We start from the raw sequence: 16,185 nt of genomic DNA, 5'->3' as shown, positions 1-16,185 counted from the left end.
CGACCGGGGGCGGCCGCCTCTCTCGGTCGTTGAGCGAGGAGCGCAGCGACGAGACGAAACGGGGGTGGGGTGGCGCCTCTCGGTCGTTCAGCGAGGAGCGCAGCGACGAGGCGAAACGGGGCGTAGAGGCTGGGAAATCGGAACGTTTCACGACAGAGTGGTCGCTATGCACCCGCTGCCCGACGATCGTGACGTGCGGTGGCGCTTCCGCGCGCTGGCGCGCGGGCAGTTGCCCTTCCTCCTCGCGGTGCTCTACCTCGTCGTCGCGCTCGCCGTCGCGGCACCGCAGCTGCTGGGCGCGGCCTGGGTCGACCTCGGCTTCGGGATCATCGTCGTCGCCACCATCGCCGGGATCGCGATCCCGTGGGAGCGGATCGCCACCTGCTGGCTCGCGACCGTGCCCCTTCTCGACATCGTCGCCGTGGGGTTCCTCCGAATCGACCTGATCGCCTCCTTCGGCTGGGTCGGCGGACTCGCGCTCCTGCCGATCCTCTGGCTCGCCTACGGATTCGCCTGGTACGCGATCTTCGGTGCCGTCATCGGGGCGATCTTCATCACGCTGCTGCCGTACCTGGTCGACCAGGCGCCGCCGGAGACCGCGCAGGAATGGTTCAACGTGCTCGGTCTTCCGATGCTCAGCGTCGGGACCGGCATCGTCGCGATGCTCGCCTCGCAGCGCCTCCGGCGGAGCGCGCGGGCGACGCGCGAGGCGCTGCGGGCGTCGCGCGACGGGGAGATCCTGCTCGGCGACGTGCTCAACACGGTCAACGCGGCGATCGTGCACTTCGACGCCGACGGTCGACTCGTCGCCGCCAACGGCCACGCGGCGCGCATAGCATCGCTCGCGGGCATCGACCTCGCGGCGCCACCGTACCTCGCCAACGCCGTCTTCGACGCCGATCGCGTCACTCCCGTGCCGCCCGAGCAGCAGATCGTGCCACGCGCCCTGCGCGGTGAGGAGCTCGACGACGGCATCTCGTGGATCGGCCCACCCGGCCAGCAGACGGCGGTCGTCGCCTCGGCCCGACGCGTACGTCGTGACAACGGCGACCTCCTCGGTACAGTCTTCATCGCCTACGACGTCACCGAGATCGCGCACGCGGCTGAACTGCGCGAGCAGTTCCTCGAGACCGTTTCCCATGAACTGCGCACCCCGATGACCGGCATCCTCGGATTCCTCGACCTTCTCGAAGAGGAGACGCCGCCCGATGCCGACAAGCAGCGTGAGTATCTCGCCGTCGTCCGTCGTCGCAGCGCCGACCTGATGGACCGCATCCGGGAGATGCTCGCCGCTGCCGAGTCCGACGCGCCCCTCCGACTCGGCAGGGTGGATGTCGCCGCGCTCGTGGACCGTGCCGTCGCCGTCGTCGAAGACGCCCACCCCGAGGCGGGACGCCGCATCACTGCGACGGCGCCGCAGGAGGTGCTTGCCACCGTGGACGGTGCCCGCCTCAGTCAGGCGGTGCGGGAACTGCTGGTGAACGCGGTGAAGTTCGGTGACCCGGGAACACCGATCGCCGTCGAGCTCGCCGTCGACGGTGACCACGCCCGCATCGCCGTCGCGAACACCGGGCCGGACATCTTGCCCGAGGAGCAGACGCGACTCTACGACCGCTTCTACCGAACCCCGCAGGCGACGTCGCGGGCTATCCAAGGGTTCGGGCTCGGGCTCACCGTCGTCGCCGCCACAGCGCACGCGCACGGGGGAGAGGTGCACGTCGCGAGCGGCTCCGGTCGCACCGTCTTCACGCTCGAGGTGCCGATCGCACCCGCGCCACCGTCGACGTGAATCGAGCGGTCGGGGGACGCCGGGCAGCGGGCAGATTGCTAGCGCGATTCGATCGACCCGTCAAGGCCCTCTTGCCTGCGCGTGGGCGGGCGGATGATTGACGAGCAGGGCACGAAACGATCTCCATCGGCAGTTCGGGACGTCGCCGGCGCATCCGATTCTCTCCCAGTGCTCGGATGACGGCGACGAATCTGCCGCCTGCGGGAAGCCGTGGTCAGCGACCTTGGGGAAGGCACGCGCACATCACGGATTCCGGGCTCCTCGTCATCGGGTAGGCGAGGAGCCCCTCCGTGCGCGCATCGGGAAGGGTGATCCCCTCGGTGCCGCTGCTGGGGGGAGGGGGTGGCGACGTCGCCGAGGGGACCACCACCCAAACGCCGGCCATCCCCAGAGTTGGGCACGGGTTTGGCGAGAACCGCTCCGCCGTGGTGCGCGGCGGAGAGTGCGAGGTTCGGGCGATCGACAATCTATCGAGTTCGCGGGCCGCCATCAATACGTTCGTGTATCTCGTTTTCGCCGATCGGGGCCGCGTGGGGGCGGTAGACGAAAGCGGCCGGCGCGGGGAGTGGGGGAACTCCGCCGCGCCGGCCCGGAGGGGCAGCCGAAATCAGGGTGCCCCGGCGTCAGGTCGAGGTGTCAGGCTGCGACCGTGGTGCGGGCGCGCACCGGGGTGCGCCGTGCCGCGGGGCGCATCTGCGCCGGCGCGGGGGTTTCGGTGACGGAGGGGATCTCGTCGTCGACGTCGACGGTGAGGCCGGCCGAGGAGTTGGCCATCTCGGCCATGTGCTTCAAGACGGGCTGGTTCAGCTTCTCCGGCTCCGCCGAGTCGAAGACGAAGCGGAGCGGAATGGCCGGCTGCAGCCACAGCGTCGTGCGCCCGGGCTGCTGCCCCTGGCCGTGCTTCCACGACAGGGTGAAGCTCTCGCCTCGGCGCAGCTTGGTGCCGACGATCACCTTGATGTGAGCAAGGAGACGGTCGGGGAGCTCGATCGGATCGACGGCGTTCGAGTAATAAAGGTGTCCCATGAGATTCCCCTCCAGGCTCGTGTGGATTACTATGTGAGTAACTCTTACGTATTTTTACTAGTTTGTCTAGTTACTTCGCAAGGAAGGACCCGATCGGTCGCACGGAGAGGAGGAAGCGGTGAAGACAGCACGAGACATCGAGCGGAGCGAATCCGCTCCCGTCCGACCAGCGGTGAGATCGACGGTGGACCTCGCCGGGTACTGGTACGAAGCCGACCTCGCCGAAGCCAGAGCGCGGTCTCGAGCGGTGCTGGAGGCGCTGCGTCTGTATCGCGCCGCCGAGATGGCGATGCGGCGGCGCACGCGCGAGTCCATGGCGATGGGCGAGAACGAGCTTCTCGTCCTCAGGTACCTCATCCGCAAGGGCGACGCCCTGGTGCGGCCCGTCGAACTCGCGACGTATCTCGGGGTGTCGACGGCATCGATGACCGCTCTGCTGGACCGGCTGGAGAAGTCCGGACACATCACGCGGGTCGCCAATCCCGAGGACCGGCGCAGCATCTTCGTGCGCGCGACCGCGGTGACCGATGACGAAGTGCGCGGCACGCTCGGTGAGATGCACGAGCGGATGTACGCCGCCGTCGAGGGCATGACCGCCGCGCAGGCCGATGCCGTGATCGGATTCCTCACACGCATGTCCGCGGCGGTCGACGGCGTGGCGGTGGAGGCGCGGTGATCTACGTGCTCGTCGGAGGACCGCGCGACGGCCAGTACGTCGACGACGTGCCGCGCGGCTACCGTCCCGACCCGGCGGAGGCCTCCGGTTCGCCATACGACGCGATCGAGGGGTTCGATCTCATCCGGGCCGTGTGGTTCCAGTCCGACCCGGCTCGACTTCGCGCGCTTCTGGACTGACCTCGCGGCGGTATCCGCTCGGCGGCGATGAATCGATATGATCGCCGGGGCCGCGGCGTCCGCCTCGTCGCGCGGGAGGCACCACACAGCGATGACGACGTTCGAGATCGGCGACACCGACTTCCTGCTCGACGGTGAACCCCACCGCATCCTCTCGGGCACCATTCACTACTTCCGCGTGCACCCCGACCAGTGGCGTGACCGCGTGCGCAAGGCGCGTCTCATGGGGCTGAACACCATCGAGACGTACATCGCCTGGAACGCCCACGAACCGGTGCGCGGCAGGTGGGACCAGACCGGAGCACTCGACGTCGGTGCCTTCCTGGACATCGTCGCCGACGAGGGGATGCACGCCATCGTGCGGCCCGGCCCCTACATCTGCGCCGAGTGGCAGAACGGCGGCCTGCCGCTATGGCTCACCCGGATGCGCGATGTGCGGCCGCGTTCGAGCGACCCCCGCTACCTGGAGCCGGTGGTGGGCTACCTGCGGCGCGTCTACGACATCGTCACGCCCCGGCAGATCGACCGCGACGGCACGGTCGTGCTTGTGCAGATCGAGAACGAATACGGCGCCTACGGCAGCGACGAGGCCTACCTCGCCGAGCTGGTGCGGATCACGCGCGAGGCCGGGATCACCGTGCCGCTGACCACCGTCGATCAGCCGCAGCCGCACATGCTGCGGGGCGGAAGCACCCCCGGCGCGCACCTGACGGCGTCGTTCGGGTCGCGCAGCGCCGAACGCCTCGCGACACTGCGCCGGCACCAGCCCACGGGCCCGCTGATGTGCTCCGAGTTCTGGAACGGCTGGTTCGACTGGTGGGGCGGTGTGCATCACACCACCGCCACCGCCGCGAGCGCGCACGACCTCGACGAACTGCTCGCCGCGGGAGCATCCGTGAATCTCTACATGTTCCACGGCGGCACCAACTTCGGCGCAACCGCGGGTGCGAACGACAAGGGTCGTTACAAGCCTCTGGTCACGTCGTACGACTACGACGCACCCCTGGATGAGAGCGGTCATCCGACGGAGAAGTATCACGCGTTCCGCGAGGTGATCTCCCGGTATGCGCCGGTTCCCGACGAGCTGCCGCCGGCGCGTCCGGCCGCGCCGGAGATGACGGTGGCGCTCGCTCCGGCCGGCGTGCGGATGCCGTGGATCGACCCGGTGGCGTCGGCGCAGAGCGTGAGGCCGTTGACCTTCGACGAGGTCGACGCGCTGACGCCGGTCGTCGCCTACGAGACGGTCCTGCCCGATGACGCGTTCCTCGACGCCGACGCACTGCCGCTCGTGTTCGACGAGGTGCGCGACCTCGCGTGGGTGTCGGTCGACGACCGCCCGGTCGGACGCATCTCCCGCACGCTCGGAGAGCGGGCGCTGGCGATCCCGGCCGGCCGCCGCCTGCGCGTCGTGGTCGAGGACCAGGGACGCGTGAACTACGGATCGCGTCTCGGCGAGGCGAAGGGGCTCATCGGCTCGGCCCGCCTCGGGGCGACCGAGCTGACCGGATGGACCGCCACCGCCGTCGATGTCGACGCGCTCGCGTCCGCGGCCGCATCCTCGTTCCTCGTCGGGGCGGAGGCGGGCGATGTCGCCGCGTCCGTTTCGCCCGGTGAGGCGGGTGCGGCATCGCTGGCCGGACCGATCGTGCTCGTGGGAGAGTTCGACGCCGTGGGCGGGGTCGACCTGTTCCTGGACACCGCCACGTGGGGCAAGGGATTCGCGTTCGTGAACGGATTTCCGCTCGGTCGCTACTGGCAGGTCGGCCCGCAGCGCACCCTGTATGTGCCGGGATCGGTCGTGCGGAACGGCCGGAACGTCATCGTCGTCATCGAGTGGGAGCAGGTGGTCGCCGCTGAGGCGCGTTTCGTCGCCGAGCCCGGCCTCGGTCCGCTGGAGGAGTGACGACGCCGGCGGTGCGGGTCACCCCGCGTCGATCTCGGCGCGGCGGTCGGCGCGGGTCTTCAGCAGGCTCGCCGCCGTCGCCACCGCGATCGTCGTGCCGATGAACACCAGGGAGAGCCAGATGGGGATCTCCGGCGCCCACTCGACGCCCTCACCGCCGTTGATGAACGGCAGCTCGTTGACGTGGAGCGCGTGCAGCAGCAGCTTCACGCCGATGAAGCCCAGGATCACCGCCAGCCCCTGCGCCAAGTAGACCAGGCGCTCGAGCAGGCCGCCGATGAGGAAGTACAGCTGGCGCAGCCCCATCAGGGCGAAGGCGTTCGCGGTGAACACGATGTACGCCTCTTCGGTCAGCCCGTAGATGGCGGGGATCGAGTCGACCGCGAAGATCAGGTCGATGAAGCCGATCGCGACGATGGTGAGGAACATCGGCGTGACGAAGCGGCGCCCGTCCTTGACGACGGTGAGGCGATCCCCGTCGTAGGCGTCGCTGACCGGAAGGTGGCGCCGCACGAAGGTCATGAAGCGCCCGTTGGCGGGGTCGTGGTCGTCGCCGGCGAACGCCTGGCGGTAGGCGAGCACCAGCAGCAGGGCGCCGAAGAGGTAGAAGATCCACGAGAAGTTCGCGATGAGGCCCGCCCCGATCGCGATGAACGCCCCGCGCAGGATGAGGGCGATGACGATCCCGATCATCAGCACCTTCTGCTGGTAGATCTTCGGCACCGCGAAGCTCGTCATCAGCAGCAGGAAGACGAACAGGTTGTCGATCGACAGGGCCTTCTCGGTCAGGTACCCGGCGAAGTACTCGCCGCCGTACGTCCAGCCCGCCACGGCGCCCAGGCCCACGCCGAACAGCAGCGCAAGACCGATGTAGAACGCCGACCAGCGCGCGGCTTCGCCGATCGAGGGCTCGTGAGGCTTTCGCACGTGGGCGTAGAACTCGTACACGAAGAACGCGACGGTCACCGCGAGGGTGATGATCCAGACGAGCGGAGTGACGGACATGGGGGCTCCAGACGAGAGACGACGGCTGACGGGCCAAGGTCTCTTCCGGTCCGATCGGACCCGGTGGATGCGGAACGCACCGTCGCGTCCGTCATGACGCACCCACCGCAGACGGGAGTACTCCCCTTGCGTCCGACCATCATACGGGTGCATCCGGTCGCGGGCGTCATCCGGAATACCTCTGCGGAGGTCGCCATGAGAACCAAGAAGTCTCCCACCGCATTCGCCTACCGCTACACCCGCTACGGGGACGCCGACGTGCTCGCGCGGCATTCGTTCCCGCTGCCGGGGCCCGGCCCCGACGAGGTGAGCGTCGAGGTCATCGCCGCGGGCATCAACCACATGGAGGTGTTCCTGCGCAACGGCCGCGAGGAGACCTGGGCCGACGACCCCTGGCCGCGCGGCTCGGGAAGCGACTTCGCGGGTATCGTGACCGCGGTCGGCGAGAACGTGTCGTCGATCCGCGTCGGTGCGGATGTGATCGGCCACGTGCGCACCGGCGCCCATGCCAGCCATCTCAACGTTCCGGCGGACCGGGTCGTGCCCAAGCCCGGCGGCGTGGACTGGGAGACGGCCGGCGGACTCTACCTCGCTGGTGCGACCGCGCTGGAGATGCTCGAGGACCTGAGGATCGGGCCCGACGACACGCTGGTGGTCACCGCCGCCGCCGGCGGCGTGGGAAGCATCCAGGTGCAGCTCGCGGCGCATCGGGGCGCGCGCGTGATCGGCACGTGCGGTTCCCGCAACTTCGACTACCTGCGACAGATCGGCATCACGCCGGTCGAGTACGGACTCGGCATCGTCGAGCACATCGAGAAGGCCGCTCGCGGCGCGAGGGTCACGGCCTACATCGACAACTTCGGCAAAGAGACCGAAGACGTCGCCGGAGCGCTGGGCGTGCCCGCCGAGCGGTATCGCTCCAGCGAGGACCGGCGCGAGGTCGAACTCGCGCTGCTGCGCGATGACCCCGACTCCGTGGCGCACGGCACCGAGCGGCTGCGGCAGATCACCCGTCTGGCCGGTATCGGCGCCTTCCGGCTCCTCGTCTCAGGTCTCTATCCGATCGAGGACATCGTCGAGGCCTACGAAGACCTGCACAAGCTCCACTCGCGGGGAAAGGTCGTCCTCGCTGCGCATCCGGTCACGACCGCTCGCACCCTGCGTGCCCGCGAGTTGCACGAGTCGATGCCCTGACCGGCGACGGATGCGTCCGGTCAGCCGCTGATGGTCGTGAGTGTCTTGCCCGCCCACACCGCGGTGCCCTCGCCGGTGACGGCGATGGCCGTCGGTGCGGTCACGTCGGCCTCGTCGGCGCATCCCGCGGCGGCCGGCTGTGCGGGGTCGGCGCCGGCGAAGCGGGTCAGCGCGATGCCGGCGCAGTCGGCGGCGACCCCCGCCACGATGACGTCGGCTCCGTCGACGGCGACAGCGGCGGCGCCATCGGTCTCGAGCGTCGCCCAGGTCACTCCGTCGGGGTCGAGCACCCAGGCCTGCGCGTCGCACACCAGCGCCACCACGTCACCGGCGGCGCGAAGGCCGCGTGCGTCGGCGCACGGCGCGTCGATCGCACCCGACGGCAATTCCACCACTCCGGCGTCGGCGGGGGAGATGTAGCGCGCCGCCGACAGCACGAGATCGTCGTACGGCTCCCAGAACGCCCCCTGCGTGAAGGTGCGCCAGCCCTGGGTCTCGCAGCCCTCGCCCACGGCGACGACCATCTCCGCCTCGGTCTCGGCGAACGCGTCGAGTGCCGCCACCGCGGTGATGTCCCGGTAGCGGCCGGTCACATCCGTCCACGACTGACCGCCGTCGTCGGATCGTTCCACGAGCGGCTCATCGCCCCCGCAGATCCCCGCGGTGGAACGCCACCAGGCGCCGGAGCCGATCGACAGGAAGCGATCGTCCTCACGCGCGGCGACGGCGACGTCGGGCGAGGTCTCGGTCGGCGTCGGAGACGCGGACTCCACGCCGAGGCTGAACGTGGGGACCGGCGCCGCGCTCTGAGCGCCGCCGTCCGGGTTGGCCCGGTCGTACGCGATGTAGGCGACGGCGCCGACGACGATCGCGAGTACGACGACGAGCGCGACCGCGCCCCACTGGGCACCCGCCGGCGTGCCCGATCTTCCCCCGGCCATCGCAGGCTACGGGGCGGACGGGCGCCAGGCGGAGTCATCCTCCGGCGCTTGCTCGGGCGCGGCGTTCGCGGCCTCGGCGCGCGTGGCCGGAACCGGGGGCGTGGCCGTCGATCGGCGGCGCGGCGCGGCATCGGCGGTGGCATCCGGCGCGGTCTGGTCGGCGGCATCCGGTGCCGCGAGCCCGAAGAAGCTCTCGTCCATCGGAGCCGCCTCGGTCTCGGGCTCGACGGGAGCGGGACCGGGGGTACGGCGCGTGCCGCGCTTCTTCTCGGGCTGCTCGCGGTAGCCGTACCCGTAGCCGTATCCGGCGCCGTAGGCGTAGTACGAGTCCGGGCCGCGCGTCGGGACCATGGTCAGCGCGACACCGGCGATCTTCGCCCCGACCGTGCCGAGGGCGTCGACCGCGCCGCCGAGCTGGTGGCGGTTCGTGCGTCCGGCGGCGACGATCACGATCGCGCCCGATGTGGATTTGGCGAGGATGGCGCCGTCGGTCACCGGCAGGAGCGGCGGCGCGTCGCACAGCACCACGTCGAAGTCGCGCTCCAGCACGCTGAGGAGGGTCTCCATCTGCTTCGATCCGAGCAGCTCGCTCGGGTTCGGCGGGATCTTCCCGGCCGGCAGCACGTACATGCTGCGGTGACCCCACGGCAGCATGACGTCGCCCACCCGCGCCCGGCCGATCAGCACGTCGGTCAGGCCCGCGCCGCCCTCGATGCCGAGGTACTCGGCGACCTTCGGCTTGCGCAGGTCGGTGTCGAGCAGCGCGACGCGCTTGCCGGCATCCGCGAGGGCGATCGCCAGGTTGATGGTCGTGGTCGACTTGCCCTCGCTGGGCACGCTCGAGGTCACGACGAAGCTCGAGCGGCCCTCCATGTCGAGGAACTGCAGGTTCGTGCGCATGGTGCGGAACGACTCCGCGCGCGGGCTGAGCGGGTCGGCGTGCACGATGAGCGGACGCTCTTTCGCCTTCGGGTCGAAGGCGATGGCGCCGATCAGGGGCGTGTCGGTGACCAGCTCGACGTCGCGCGGCGTGCGGATGCGCGTGTCGACGACCGAGCGGAGCACGGCGACACCGACGCCGATGGCCAGGCCCACCAGGGCGCCGAGCGCGAGGTTCAGCGGCACGTTGGGGCTCGAGGGGCTGAGCGGCGGGATGGCGTCTTCGACGCGCGTGAGGCGCACCGGACTCGTCTCGGCACCGGTTGTGTTCTCGATCGACTCGACCGCCGACGACAGGCTCGCGCCGAGCGCGTTGGCGATGTTCGCCGCCAGCACCGGGTCGGGATCGGTGACGGTGATCGTCACCAGCTGCGTATTGAGCGGGTTCGAGGCGGCGACCTTCGACGACAGGGAGTCCGACGTGACACCGAGGCCGAGCTCCGCGATCACGGGGTTCGTGACGATGGGCTTGGTGACCAGTTCGGCGTAGGTGGTCATGCGGGACTGCGTGAAGTTCGCGCCCTGCTGCAGCTCAGACACGCTGAATCCCGACTGCGTCGACACGAAGACGGTGCTCGAGGCCTCGTACTGCGGTTCGCGGGTGAGGGAGTACGCGGCGGCGGTGCCGACGCCCAGGAGCGTCGCGATCACGATGATCAGCCAGTTCTTGCGCAGAATGCGGATGTAATCGGTGAGCTCCATACTGGCGCCAATCCTGCCACAGCCGTTGTTACAGCCGATGACGCGGCGTGAGTCGATTCATGACGGGGCAGCCAGCCGCACGACGCGCACGACGGCGTCGATCGCGGGAACGAGCTGTGCCGCCGACCGCTGGTACACGCTCCACTCCTGCCGGTAAGGGTCGACGACGTCGTCGTCGTTCGGGTCGGGCGGTGGGGGGATGAGGCCGCGCCGCGCCGACAGCACCTCGGCCGCGGCCCGCAGTCGCTGGCCGGCGTCGGTTCCTGCGGCCGCAGCGGCGGCAAGCAGGTCGTCGTCGGAGGTGACGGCGGAGAGACGGGCGAACTCGCGCGCGGTGAAGGTGTGACGCAGCCGCGAGGGGGCGAGTTCGGCGATCTCGCGGCGGTGCTCGCGGGTCATCGTGATGATGAGGTCGGGGGAGGCGAGGTGCGCCTCGTGCAGGAACCGCGACCGGTGCGACGCGGAGACCTCCGCCGGCACTCCCAGGTGCTGCGCGAGGTAGGCGGCCTCCCGTGTCATCTCGGCGGCGGGCAGTCCTCGCGTGCCGGCGCTCGTCACTGTGGCGCCGGGCAGGCGCGTCTGCAGCAGCTGCGCCGCGAGCGGGGAACGACAGATGTTGCCCGTGCAGACGGTGATGAGCTCGACCAACCAAGTCTCCTCGCGTACCTCAGATCCGGGCGGCCCCGGTAGCGTGTTCGCGTGCCCGCCCACTCTAGCGACGACACCGCGTCGACCGCCGCGCTCATCGAGGAGCTCCCGGCTCCCGACGGAGAGCCCACGCGGCGGAGCCGTTCGCGCCGTCGCGAGCGCCGCACCGACTGGCGGCTGGGGGGACGAACGGTCCGTCGGTGGCGGGAGTGGGTCCTGGCCGCCGCGCTCGCCGGCCTCGGTGTCGGCGTGCTCGCGGCGACCGCCGCATCCCTTCTCTGGCCGACGGCGTGGGGGTCGGCGGCGGCCATGGCGCTGCTGTGGCTCGGCATGCTCGCGCCCGTCGTGTTCGCGCTCACCCGCTCGCGCCCGGTCGGCCTGCTGCGCCTGCGCACTGTCGATCTGCTCTTCGGTGTGGCGCTCGGGCTGATGCTTCGGCTGTTGCAGGGATGGCTCGCCGCCGCAACCGGCGGCGACGAGGCCTTCCCTCAGCTGGAGCGGCTCGGCGGGCAGCTGCCGGACGGGTGGGTGTTCACCGACGTCGTCGCGCCGGTCGTCGTCGCCCCGCTGGTGGAGGAGTTCTTCTTCCGCGCGGTCGTGCTCGTCGCGCTCTACACGGTGCTTCGTCGCCCGTGCGGGAAAGCTGTCGCGGGGACCGCGGCGGTGCTGTTCTCGAGCGGGCTGTTCGTCGTGGTGCACGGGCTGCTCGGCGAGCTCGCCGTCGACCAGGTGGTGTCGATCGGGCTGCTGGGCCTCGTGTGCGGCGCTCTCGTGATGCTCACCGGGCGCATCTGGGCCGCCGTGCTCACCCACGCGGTCTTCAATGCGGCGTGGGTGGCCTTGGCCCTCGCGGGCACCGCGCTGGGGTGAATTCGCGGTCTGCGCAGACCCGCCGCCGGCACATTCGTTTACAGGACGTTTACGCAGCGAGTTTGGTCAGCGGGTTACCAGGCTCTAGCCTTGAGGTACATGAGGGGGTAGCCTCTCGTATACACAGCAGTCACACAGGTAACTTCAGCCACTCGTCGGGCGGGGGTCTGCAGGCCGCTTCCTCGAGAATATTGCCGCTACTCGGAACTGTTGGGAGTCCCGTGTTCAAGAAGTCTTTCGCTGCGCTCGCTATCGCCGGCGCGCTCGTCCTCGGTGGTTCAGCCGCCGCAACCGCCTACACCCCGTCGGGTGGCGCCGTCTCCGACCCGGTCATCGCGCCGGGCCAGTCGACCATCATCACCTTCACGGGCCTCGAAGCCTACGACCAGGTCGTCTTCACCATCACCGGCCCGTCAGGCGCTTCGCTCACCTCGATCGCCTACGCCGCATCGGGTGACACCGTCTACTCGGTCACCAAGGATGTCGTCGACGGCTCCGCTTCCGCCACCTTCACCGGTGGTGGCGCCGGAACCTACGAGGTCGTCCTCACCGACACCGACGGCAACGTCATCGCGACCACCGAGATCACCGTGACCGCCGACAGTGACTCCGACTCGGACTCGGGTGAGCTGCCGGCCACCGGTGGCGACGTCCCGATGGGCGCCATCTGGCTCGGTATCGGCGCCGTCGGCCTCGGCGGCATCGCCGTGACCGCTGCGGCTGCTCGCCGTCGCGCCTCGCAGAACAGCTGACGCTCTCTTCGAGCGACACCATGACGGAAGTCCCGGGTTCACGCCCGGGACTTCCGTCATTTCGTTTTGACCGCCCGTGGTCGGCGCTCGGGGTCGCCGGCGCGGGGTTGATCGCGACGGTGATCGTGATCGCTCTGTCATCGTCCTGGCGAACTGCGCTCACGGGGTGGCCGGCGTGGGCGGTGTCGCTGGTGGACATCGTGCTCATCAATGCGCCGATGGCGCTCGCCGTCTTCGGCGCCGCTCGCATCGGCGCCTCCCGCTCGGAGGGGCTCAGCGCGCGCGGAAGGATCGAGACGCGCGGGATCGACGTGCTGCTCGGTCTGTCGCTCGCGGTGATGATGCGCGGGCTCGTCGAGCTCATCGTGCCGACGACGGGCAGTCTCGGCGGAGCAACGCTGGATGCGGACGCCCTCGAGACCCTTGTCGGCGTCGCCGTGCTCATCGTGGGCTACGTCGCCGTGTCGCCGATCGTCGAGGAGTTGTTCTTCCGCGGCCTCATCCAGCGCGCGATGACGCAGATCGGCGGGGGAGTGTGGCTCGCCCGGATCGCTGCGATCGCCGTGACCACGGCCCTGTTCGTCTTTCTGCACGTGGGTGCGATCGGGGTGACGCCGACGTGGGCGATCCTCGTCGCCGGGGTGACGGTGGGCATCGGGTGCGGTTCTCTGGCGGCCGCGACCGGCCGCCTCACCGCGGCGGTCGTCGCGCACCTGGGCTTCAACGCGAGCGGTGTCATCCTGCTCCTCGTGTAAGTCATGCTGGAATCTTGCGGGCGCGTTGCGCAACCGCCCTTGATTACGCCGTTGTCCGCGCGTTGAATGACAGTGTCGGATTGCTGCTGGGGAAGGTTGCAACTCCTGACATACACCCCAATCGCTGTTGACTGGGTTCAGCGGCTCGGGGGCGCCGCGAGGCGCGTCGAGTCGCCCCATCTTCCGGGGGTCGACGGCGGCAGGGTTGCGCCCAACCGCAACCCTGCCGACCTCGGCTCGGTGAGTGTTTTGCCGATCCGCTCGCCATGCCGTAGTGTGGACCCTTGGTGTCTGCGCCCTGCTGGCGCGGCACCGCGAACGTGAGCCCTCCACCGGCCTGTTCACCCGGCATCCGCCGCGGAACGACCACCGGAGCGGGATTCACGAACCTCTCCGTTCGATCAAGAAAGCAGCACTATTGTGACGCGCACGTACACCCCCAAGGCTGGCGAAGCTCAGCGCGAGTGGCTCGTCATCGACGCCACCGACGTCGTTCTCGGCCGCCTCGCCTCCCACGCCGCGGCCCTGCTCCGCGGCAAGCACAAGCCGACCTTCGCTCCCCACGTCGACATGGGCGACTTCGTCGTCATCGTCAACGCGGACAAGGTGGCCCTCACCGGTCAGAAGCTCCAGAAGAAGATGGCCTACCGCCACTCGGGCTACCCGGGCGGTCTGAAGGCCGTGTCGTACGAGGAGCTTCTCGAGAAGAACCCCGTCCGCGCCGTCGAGAAGGCCGTGCGCGGAATGCTCCCCAAGAACAGCCTGGGCCGCCAGCAGCTGTCGAAGCTCAAGGTGTACGCCGGCGCAGAGCACCCGCACGCCGCGCAGCAGCCCCAGACGTACACCCTCGACCAGGTCGCCCAGTAAGCGCCGCCTCAGACAAGGACACACTCGTGGCGAACATCCAGGACACCGCAGACATCTCCAACTTCTCGACCGAGACCCCGGCCGACGAGGCCGTCGTGGCCACCGAGCGCCCCGTGCTCTCGGTCCCCGGCGCCGCCGTCGGTCGCCGCAAGCAGGCCATCGCCCGCGTGCGGCTGATCCCCGGCTCGGGAACCCTCACCATCAACGGCCGTGCGTTCGAGGACTACTTCCCGAACAAGCTGCACCAGCAGCTGGTCACCGACCCGTTCACCCTCCTCGGCCTCGAGGGCGGCTACGACGTCATCGCGCGCATCCACGGCGGCGGCCCCTCGGGCCAGGCCGGTGCGCTCCGCCTCGGCATCGCCCGTGCGCTGAACGAGATCGACGCCGAGAACAACCGTCCGGCGCTGAAGAAGGCCGGCTTCCTCTCCCGTGACGCGCGCGTCAAGGAGCGCAAGAAGGCGGGACTCAAGAAGGCCCGCAAGGCGCCGCAGTACTCGAAGCGCTGATCGAGCAACCGTCCTCCATGCCGATCTTCGGTACGGACGGGGTGCGGGGGCTGGCCAACGGCCCCCTCACCGCCGATCTCGCTCTCTCCCTGGCCCAGGCGACCGCGGTCGTCCTGGGCCAGGGTCGTACGGCGGACGCGCGACGCGCGGCCGGCAAGCGCCTCACCGCGGTGGTCGCCCGCGACCCGCGCGTGTCGGGTGAGTTCCTCACCGCCGCCGTCTCGGCCGGTCTCGCCTCATCGGGCGTCGACGTGCTCGACGCCGGCGTGCTGCCCACGCCGGCCGCGGCGTTCCTCATCGCCGACACCGACGCCGCCTTCGGCGTGATGGTCTCCGCCTCGCACAACCCGGCACCCGACAACGGCATCAAGATCTTCGCCCGAGGCGGTGTCAAGCTCCCCGATGTGGTCGAGCAGCGCATCGAGGCGGCCATGGACGGCCCCAAGCTGCAGCCGACCGGCGGCGGCGTCGGCCGCATCCGCCGGTTCGCCGACGCGGAAGACCGCTACATCGTGCATCTGCTGGGCTCGCTTCCGCATCGCCTCGAGGGTCTCCACGTCGTGCTGGACTGCGCGCACGGTGCGGCATCCGGCGTCTCACCCGAGACCTTCTCCGATGCCGGGGCGACGGTCACGGTGATCGGTGCCGACCCCGACGGACTCAACATCAACGACGGCGTCGGCTCGACGCACCTCGACGCGCTCCGGGCGGAGGTCGTGCGCCTCGGCGCCGACCTGGGGATCGCCCACGACGGCGACGCCGACCGGTGCCTGGCCGTCGACGCCGACGGCACGGTCGTCGACGGCGACCAGATCATGGCGATCCTGGCCGTGGCGATGAAGCAGCGCGGCCATCTCGCGCAGGACACGCTGGTGGCCACGGTCATGAGCAACCTCGGCCTGCACCGTGCAATGGCCGAGCACGGCATCCGGGTCGAGCAGACCGCGGTCGGCGACCGCTACGTGCTGGAGAGGATGAACGCCGGCGGTTACTCCCTCGGCGGCGAGCAGTCCGGTCACGTCATCATGAGCGAATACGCCACGACCGGCGACGGGCTGCTGACCGGCCTCCACCTCGCCGCGGAGATGGCGCACCGCAAGGCCACGCTCGCGGAGCTCGCATCGGTCATGACGGTGTACCCGCAGGTGCTCGTGAACGTGAAGGATGTGGACCGCTCGCGGGTCGGGGATCCCGTCGTCGCGCAGGCGGTCGTCGACGCCGAGCGCGCGCTCGGCGAGTCGGGTCGCGTGCTGCTGCGCGCATCCGGAACCGAGGCGCTCGTGCGGGTGATGGTGGAGGCGGCGTCGGAGGATGACGCGCGCTCGCACGCCGACGCCCTCGCGTCGGTGGTCGCCGAGCGTCTCGCTCTCTGACCCGTTTCGTCTCGCTTCGCTCGCTCAACGACCGGCAGGGGCGCTTCGCTCGCTCAA

The 16,185-nt window shown here is 69.9% G+C and carries 16 protein-coding genes; 11 read left to right on the top strand and 5 right to left on the bottom strand.

What is annotated here, in order from left to right:
* Window positions 1–166: 166 nt before the first annotated feature.
* Window positions 167–1,789: a sensor histidine kinase gene (locus IM777_RS13105; RefSeq protein WP_194383672.1), complete on the top strand. Its 1,623-nt coding sequence runs from the start codon at window positions 167–169 to the stop codon at window positions 1,787–1,789.
* 636 nt (window positions 1,790–2,425) lie between these two features.
* On the opposite strand, the gene IM777_RS13100 is transcribed toward IM777_RS13105, so the two are convergent.
* A complete protein-coding gene (locus IM777_RS13100; protein WP_071045559.1) occupies window positions 2,426–2,815 on the bottom strand; it encodes a DUF7882 family protein in 390 nt (129 codons plus the stop codon).
* Between the two features lie 118 nt (window positions 2,816–2,933).
* On the opposite strand from IM777_RS13100, the gene IM777_RS13095 reads away from it, so the two are divergent.
* The 3 genes from IM777_RS13095 (at window position 2,934) to IM777_RS13085 (ending at window position 5,573) form a co-directional block, all read left to right on the top strand.
* Window positions 2,934–3,491 carry a MarR family winged helix-turn-helix transcriptional regulator gene (locus IM777_RS13095; RefSeq protein ID WP_336510675.1) on the top strand — a complete coding sequence of 186 codons (558 nt, stop codon included), beginning with the start codon at window positions 2,934–2,936 and terminating at the stop codon, window positions 3,489–3,491.
* Window positions 3,488–3,670, top strand: coding sequence for a hypothetical protein (locus tag IM777_RS13090; protein WP_071045560.1), 183 nt, complete (start codon window positions 3,488–3,490; stop codon window positions 3,668–3,670). The genes IM777_RS13095 and IM777_RS13090 overlap by 4 nt, the downstream gene beginning before the upstream one ends.
* 91 nt (window positions 3,671–3,761) lie before the next feature.
* On the top strand, window positions 3,762–5,573 hold the full coding sequence (locus tag IM777_RS13085) for a glycoside hydrolase family 35 protein (protein WP_194383671.1): 1,812 nt from the start codon (window positions 3,762–3,764) through the stop codon (window positions 5,571–5,573).
* A gap of 18 nt (window positions 5,574–5,591) precedes the next feature.
* Here the strand turns inward: IM777_RS13085 and IM777_RS13080 are convergent, their stop codons facing one another.
* Window positions 5,592–6,578 (bottom strand): TerC family protein, encoded by a 987-nt coding sequence (locus IM777_RS13080; protein WP_194383670.1) that lies wholly within the window; start codon window positions 6,576–6,578, stop codon window positions 5,592–5,594.
* Window positions 6,579–6,773: 195 nt separating this feature from the next.
* On the opposite strand from IM777_RS13080, the gene IM777_RS13075 reads away from it, so the two are divergent.
* Window positions 6,774–7,772, top strand: coding sequence for an NADP-dependent oxidoreductase (locus IM777_RS13075; protein ID WP_194383669.1), 999 nt, complete (start codon window positions 6,774–6,776; stop codon window positions 7,770–7,772).
* Window positions 7,773–7,792: 20 nt separating this feature from the next.
* Here IM777_RS13075 and IM777_RS13070 read toward each other — a convergent pair whose 3' ends face one another.
* Genes IM777_RS13070 through IM777_RS13060 form a run of 3 tightly spaced genes read right to left on the bottom strand, consistent with a single transcriptional unit; the run spans window position 7,793 to window position 11,002 of the window.
* Window positions 7,793–8,713 (bottom strand): hypothetical protein, encoded by a 921-nt coding sequence (locus tag IM777_RS13070; RefSeq protein ID WP_194383668.1) that lies wholly within the window; start codon window positions 8,711–8,713, stop codon window positions 7,793–7,795.
* A gap of 6 nt (window positions 8,714–8,719) precedes the next feature.
* Window positions 8,720–10,354 (bottom strand): tyrosine-protein kinase domain-containing protein, encoded by a 1,635-nt coding sequence (locus tag IM777_RS13065; protein WP_194383667.1) that lies wholly within the window; start codon window positions 10,352–10,354, stop codon window positions 8,720–8,722.
* Between the two features lie 57 nt (window positions 10,355–10,411).
* Window positions 10,412–11,002 carry an arsenate reductase/protein-tyrosine-phosphatase family protein gene (locus IM777_RS13060; protein ID WP_194383666.1) on the bottom strand — a complete coding sequence of 197 codons (591 nt, stop codon included), beginning with the start codon at window positions 11,000–11,002 and terminating at the stop codon, window positions 10,412–10,414.
* A 51-nt stretch (window positions 11,003–11,053) separates the two neighbouring features.
* Here IM777_RS13060 and IM777_RS13055 point away from each other — a divergent pair, with 51 nt between their 5' ends.
* From IM777_RS13055 to glmM, 6 genes are all read left to right on the top strand, one after another.
* On the top strand, window positions 11,054–11,872 hold the full coding sequence (locus IM777_RS13055) for a CPBP family intramembrane glutamic endopeptidase (RefSeq protein ID WP_228480807.1): 819 nt from the start codon (window positions 11,054–11,056) through the stop codon (window positions 11,870–11,872).
* A 221-nt stretch (window positions 11,873–12,093) separates the two neighbouring features.
* On the top strand, window positions 12,094–12,624 hold the full coding sequence (locus IM777_RS13050; protein WP_071045565.1) for an LPXTG cell wall anchor domain-containing protein: 531 nt from the start codon (window positions 12,094–12,096) through the stop codon (window positions 12,622–12,624).
* Between the two features lie 119 nt (window positions 12,625–12,743).
* On the top strand, window positions 12,744–13,379 hold the full coding sequence (locus IM777_RS13045; RefSeq protein WP_194383665.1) for a CPBP family intramembrane glutamic endopeptidase: 636 nt from the start codon (window positions 12,744–12,746) through the stop codon (window positions 13,377–13,379).
* Window positions 13,380–13,799: 420 nt separating this feature from the next.
* Window positions 13,800–14,246, top strand: a complete 447-nt coding sequence (rplM, locus tag IM777_RS13040; protein ID WP_194383664.1) for a 50S ribosomal protein L13 — start codon at window positions 13,800–13,802, stop codon at window positions 14,244–14,246.
* A 26-nt stretch (window positions 14,247–14,272) separates the two neighbouring features.
* A complete protein-coding gene (gene rpsI / locus IM777_RS13035) occupies window positions 14,273–14,755 on the top strand; it encodes a 30S ribosomal protein S9 (protein ID WP_071045568.1) in 483 nt (160 codons plus the stop codon).
* A 17-nt stretch (window positions 14,756–14,772) separates the two neighbouring features.
* A complete protein-coding gene (glmM, locus tag IM777_RS13030) occupies window positions 14,773–16,128 on the top strand; it encodes a phosphoglucosamine mutase (RefSeq protein ID WP_071045569.1) in 1,356 nt (451 codons plus the stop codon).
* Window positions 16,129–16,185 lie beyond the last annotated feature (57 nt).

Source organism: Microbacterium luteum (assembly GCF_015277875.1).
In the GTDB taxonomy this organism is placed as follows: domain Bacteria; phylum Actinomycetota; class Actinomycetes; order Actinomycetales; family Microbacteriaceae; genus Microbacterium; species Microbacterium luteum.
The sequence above is the reverse complement of the archived record's forward strand: the minus strand, read 5'-3'. Positions and strand labels throughout refer to the sequence as shown.